This window comes from Pseudonocardia lacus (genome assembly GCF_018531445.1).
GTDB lineage: Bacteria > Actinomycetota > Actinomycetes > Mycobacteriales > Pseudonocardiaceae > Pseudonocardia > Pseudonocardia lacus.
The window spans coordinates 1-5,491 of the sequence record NZ_JAHDTH010000327.1 but is presented as its reverse complement, the minus strand read 5'-3'; the positions used below and the strand labels follow the sequence as shown (position 1 = coordinate 5,491).

Annotated in this window: 4 protein-coding genes and 1 pseudogene; 4 read left to right on the top strand and 1 reads right to left on the bottom strand. The window is 75.5% G+C overall.

The genetic code is table 11. The features are described 5' to 3' along the window. From KIK08_RS37010 to KIK08_RS36995, 4 genes are all read left to right on the top strand, one after another. On the top strand, positions 1–632 hold a 632-nt coding region (locus tag KIK08_RS37010; protein ID WP_214407977.1), incomplete at its 5' end, for a hemerythrin domain-containing protein. A gap of 78 nt (positions 633–710) precedes the next feature. Then, positions 711–1,214: a hypothetical protein gene (locus KIK08_RS37005; protein ID WP_214407976.1), complete on the top strand. Its 504-nt coding sequence runs from the start codon at positions 711–713 to the stop codon at positions 1,212–1,214. Between the two features lie 201 nt (positions 1,215–1,415). After that, positions 1,416–2,678, top strand: coding sequence for an aminotransferase family protein (locus KIK08_RS37000; RefSeq protein ID WP_214407975.1), 1,263 nt, complete (start codon positions 1,416–1,418; stop codon positions 2,676–2,678). Positions 2,679–2,784: 106 nt separating this feature from the next. Continuing rightward, complete coding sequence (locus tag KIK08_RS36995; protein ID WP_214407974.1) at positions 2,785–4,443, top strand: tetratricopeptide repeat protein; 1,659 nt, start codon at positions 2,785–2,787, stop codon at positions 4,441–4,443. Positions 4,444–4,454: 11 nt separating this feature from the next. Here KIK08_RS36995 and KIK08_RS36990 read toward each other — a convergent pair. Then, positions 4,455–5,491: pseudogene (locus tag KIK08_RS36990) on the bottom strand (hypothetical protein); the annotation flags it as partial.

Genomic DNA, 5,491 nt, shown 5'->3' with positions numbered 1-5,491 from the left:
CACCGCGCGCCACCGCCGAGCCGGTCGCGGCGGGCGGGTCACTGGCCGGCGTCGCCACCCCCGACGACGGCACCCGGCTCAGCCCCGAGCGGGTGTGGGACGAGGCGGGACGCCCGACCGGCCCGGCCGCCCCCGACCGCGCCTACACCCCGCACGAGGTGGCCGCCGGGCGCCACCTGGTCGACGTCCACGACGGGCTGCGCGCCGAGCTGGCCCGCCTGCGCGACATCGCCGACCAGGTCGCCGCCGGCGCGATGGACCCCGGCACCGCCCGCTCCCACCTGCAGACCATGACGCTGCGCCAGAACAACTGGACCCTGGGCGCCTACTGCGAGTCCTACTGCCGGATCGTCACCACCCACCACACCATCGAGGACCAGAGCCTGTTCCCGCACCTGCGCCGGGCCGAGCCGGCGCTGGTCCCGGTCGTCGACCGGCTCGCCGAGGAGCACGTCGCCATCCACGGCGTGATCGAGCGGGTCGACCGCGCGCTGGTGGCGCTGGTGACCGCGCCCGACGGGATGAAGGACCTGCGCGCCGCCATCGACCTGCTCACCGACACCCTGCTGTCGCACCTGTCGTACGAGGAGCGCGAGCTGGTCGAGCCGCTGGCCCGCCTCGGCTTCCGTTGATCGCCGCGGCCGACCCCTGCGAGCATGGCGCGCTGTGGGACTCGCGGACACCCGCGAGGTGACACGTGGGAGCCCGTCATGACCATGCAGATCCGCCAGCTCGTGCAGGGCCTGGAGGCGCTGGCCGACTCGTTCGCCCGCGCCGTCGTCACCGGCGCCGACTGCGGCGCGGCGCTCGCCTGCGTCACCGACTCGGTCGAGGTGACGAACCTGCCCCGCGGCGTCACCGCGCGCGGCGCCGACGAGCTGCGCCGCCGGCTGGACGAGGACGTCCTCCCGCACCTGCCGCCCGACCTGACCGTCCGCCGCCTGTCGCGCACGGCCGACCAGCGCCGGCTCGTCGACGAGTCCGTGGTCGCCTTCACCCACGACCGGACCCTGCCGTGGCTGCTGCCGGGCGTGCCCCCGACCGGTCGGCGGGTCGAGGTCCTGGCGATCAGCGTCGTGTCCGCCGAGCACCGCAGCAGGCTCGGGCAGACCACGACGCTGATCGGGCGCCACCGCACCCTGTGGGACCACACCGGGCTGCTGGAGCAGCTGCGCCTCGACCCCGCCGCCGCGGCCCCGCTCACCAGGGCCTAGCGGGCACATCCGGCGAGCCGTTCGGGGCTTGGGATCGTCCTCGCAGAGGCACTGTGGTCTTCGCAGGTGCCGTAGACCCTGCGAAGACCACACGGACCCTGCGAAGAGGCCCACAGGTGTGCGCGGCCACCCCGCCGGCCCGGCTTGACCGGCCGGCGCGCCCCGCACAGGATCGGGGGATCCCACCGTGAGGAGCGGGGCATGACCACGTCGAGCTTCTGGCACTCGTTCGCCGACATGCAGGCGGTCACCCGCGACGGCCCGCTCGTCATCGAGCGCGGCGAAGGCGTGCACGTGTGGGACACCACCGGCCGTCGCTACGTCGACGCCGCGGCCGGGCTGTGGAACTGCAACGTCGGGCACGGGCGCACCGAGATCGGCGAGGCCGTCGCCCGCCAGATCGGGCGGCTGGCGTCGTTCTCGACCTTCGGCGACTACACCAACCCGCCGGCCGAGGAACTCGCCGAACGGCTGGGTGCGCTCGCCCCGTTCCCGAAGGCCAGGGCGTTCCTCACCAGCGGCGGCTCCGACTCCGTCGACACCGCCGTCAAGCTGGTGCGCCGCTACTGGTCGGCGCTCGGGCGCCCGGAGCGGCGCACCGTCATCTCGCGCGAGTCGGCCTACCACGGCATGCACATGGGCGGCACCGGCCTGGCCGGCATCGAGCCCAACCGGGCCGGCTACGGCGAGCTGGTCCCGGACACGACCCGGGTGCCGTGGGACTCCGCCGAGGCGCTGGCCAAGACCATCGAGAGCCTCGGTGAGCAGCACGTGGCCGCGTTCGTCTGCGAACCGGTGATCGGCGCGGGCGGCATCCTGATCCCCCCGCCGGACTACCTCAGCGAGGTCGCCCGCATCTGCCGGGAGACCGGCGTGCTCCTGGTGCTCGACGAGGTGATCACCGGGTTCGGCCGGCTCGGCGAGTGGTTCGCCGCCCGGCGCTACGGCGTCGAACCCGACCTGGTGCTCTGCGCCAAGGGCATCACCTCGGGCTACCTGCCGATGGGCGCGGTGCTCGTCGGCGAGCGCGTCGCCGAGCCGTTCTACGACGGCACGGTGGGCCTGTGGCGCCACGGCTACACGTCCTCCGGGCACGTCGCCGGCTCGGCCGCGGCCCTGGCCAACCTCGACATCCTCGAACGCGAGCGGCTCGTCCCCCGCGTCCGCGAGGCGGAGGCGGTGCTGGCCGAGGCGTTCACCCCCCTGGCGACGCACCCCCTGGTCGGCGAGGTCCGCACCGGCACCGGCCTGCTCACCGCGGTCCAGCTCTCCGCCGACGCCCTCACCCACGACCCGACGCTCGGCCTCGCCGTCGTCGCCGCCCTGCGCACCGAGGGCGTCCTCACCCGGGTCATCGGCCAGGGCGCGCTCCAGGTCTCCCCGGCCTTCGTGATCACCGACGAGCAGATCCGCGACCTGGCCGCCGCCTTCCGCACCGCCCTCGACGCCGTCCGGGCTCCCTGACCCCTGCACACCCCTCGTCGCGCCGCACACCCCTCCGCGGAGGGCTAAAGCGGGGGTGAAGGGGCGGGAGCGGTAATGGGGCGGTCGTCAGCGTGGGGAGGCCGCCATGAGTTCCGTTCCGCCACCGGTCCAGCCGGGGCCGGGGGCGCCTGTGCGCTTCGACGGGCCGACGGTCGACTACACCCACCTCGTGCCGCGCGGGGGCGGGCGGCCGGCGCGGTCGCGGGTGGCGGCGGCGCTGTTGAACCTCAGCGGGCTCGGGGTGGGGTTCGCCTACCTCGGGCGCCGGGGGGCGGCGGTGGGGTGCCTGGCGGTCACCGGGGGGTTGGTCGCGCTGGGGTTCCTCACCGACGGGGCCGACCTGCCGCTGCTGTGGGGGGTGCTGGTCGGGTCGTGGCTGGGGGCGGCGGCGCTGGCCGCCGGGCTGCTGGCCCGGCAGCACCCGCGGCCGGCGGGCGCGCGGGGGCGCGTCCTGCCGGTCGCGGGTGCGGTGCTGCTGGTGGCGGCGCTGGTGGGCGGGTTCGTCGGCTACCGGGTCGCGGGGTCGTCCGTCTACGCCGAGGGGATGGACGCGCAGGCCCGGGCCGACTGCGCCACGGCGGTGCAGCGCTTCGACAGCGTCGACGGGCCGTTCGAGCTGACGCTCAGCGCGGACGTGCCGGCCGCGCGGCTCGCCCGCGCGCAGTGCCAGGCCTTCCTGCTCGCCGTGCAGGCCGAGGGGTACGGCGACCACGCCGCGGCGGTGCGCGGGTACCAGGAGTTCCGCCGCGACCACCCGGGCACGGTGCTGGTCGGGTTCGCGGCGCGGAACCTGGAGGCGACCTACACCCGCTGGGCCGAGGAGCTGCGGGCCGCGGGCGACCACCCCGCCGCGATCCGCGTCTACCGCGAACTGCTCGGCGAGTTCGACACCCCGCAGGCCCGCGCCGAGCTGGCCGAGACCTACCTGGAGCAGGCCGACCAGCTGCGGCTGGCCGCCACCGACGGGGACGGGGCCTTCCGCGCCGGGCGGGCCCGCGCCGCCGTCGACGCGCTGCTCGTGGTCGCCGACGAGTTCGCCGACACCCCGAGCGCCGTGGCCGTGCCGCGGGCGATGGCCGACACCTACGCCGCGGCCAACGCGCTGTTCACCCAGGGGCAGTACTGCGCGGGCCTACCGGTGCTCGACACCTTCGTGTCCCTGCCGGCGACCTCGGCCACCGCCGACGTCGTGGCGGTCGCGCACGCCGACCGCGCCGCGGCGATGTTCGAGTGCGGCCTGGCCGGCTACCGCGCCTCGACCTACCCCGAGGCGGTCGAGGCGCTCAACGCCTTCCTGGCCGCCTACCCGAACGACCCGCAGGCGGCACAGGCCCGCTCGGCGGTCATCGCGGCGACCGTGCTGGCGGAGTCCGGCGAGGCGCCCCTGCCGCTCCCCGCGCCGCTGACCGACAACGTCACCGGCCCGATCCCGGTGACCGTCTACAACGACAGCCCCTACGAGCAGCACGTCTACCTGGTCGGCCCGACGGCGCACGAGTTCGTGCTGCCGGCCTGCCCCGGCTGCCCGCCGCGGTACGCCGGACCGCTCATCACGAGCCTCGGCCCCGCAACCGAACCGTGCACGGACCTGTCCGGGCGGCCCTCGCTCACCCTCATGCTCGGCGCCGGCACGTTCACCGGCTTCTCCACGTCCACCGAGGCGGGCTCGACGCCGGTGCGCACCAACACCGTCGAGCCGGGCTACTCGTACACGACCTGCGTCTACGTCGAGGAGTACTTCTGATCCGCGGCCGATCAGGGGGTGACGGGCTCCGGGCGCCGGTAGACCCGCGCCGCGGTGATCCGGCCGGTGCCGTCCGGCGGGTCGAGCTGGTCGAGGTGCTGGCGCACGTGCTCGTCGACGGAGAGGTACTTGCGGCCCGCGCGCAGGTCGGCGTCGTTGCGCAGGCGGATGACCAGCGGGAACGCCCCGAGCGCCCCGGCGTCGAACAGCCCGGTCGTGTAGATCAGCTGCACGCCGAGCGCCTGGGCCACGCCGAACTGCAGCTCCAGCAGGTAGCCGGCCGAGGCGCGGCCGATCGGGTTGTCCAGGAACAGCACGCCGGCGTGCTGGCGGCGGCCCTGCCCGCGCTGGTTCGCCCGCAGCGCCGCCATCGTGCAGTACAGCACGATCGCCGCGGTGAGCTGCTGGCCGCCGGAGAACACGTCGCGGATCTCGGAGACGCGCAGCCGCTCGGTGCGCAGCACGGCGTCGGGCTTGAGCATCTCCACCCGCACGCCCTTGGGCATGGCCGCGCGCACCCCGCGCAGCAGCAGGCCCATGCCGTCGCGGCGGTCGCGGGCGCTGCCGGCCTTGCCGGTGTGCCCGGTGCTGAATTCCGAGGCGGTGCGGTCGACGACCTCGCCGAGGCGGGTGGTCAGCTCGGCGTCGTCGACGTCGTCGAAGCGGATGCGCAGGAACTGCTGGCCCGACCAGTCCGACAGGCCCTCGGGCAGCTGGGAGAGCCGCCCGGCCAGCCGCAGGGTGCGCAGCGCCTCGCCGACCATGCCCTGCAGGCGGGTGACGATCCCGGAGCGGTAGCGGCCGATGTTGGCCAGGTCGTCGTCGAGCGAACGCAGCCGGGGGCGCAGCGCCAGCTCCCACTCGGCGGCCATGCCCGGGGTCTCCGAGCGGTCGACCTTGAGGATGTGGCGGCGCACCGGGCTGGTGACGGTGTCGAAGCGCGGGTCCTGGGCGAGGCGGGCGACGCCGTCGGCGGCCTTGCGGGTGGCGGTCTCGGCGGCCGCCCTGGCCTGCGCGGCCCGGCGGACGCCGGCCTGGGCGGCGGCCC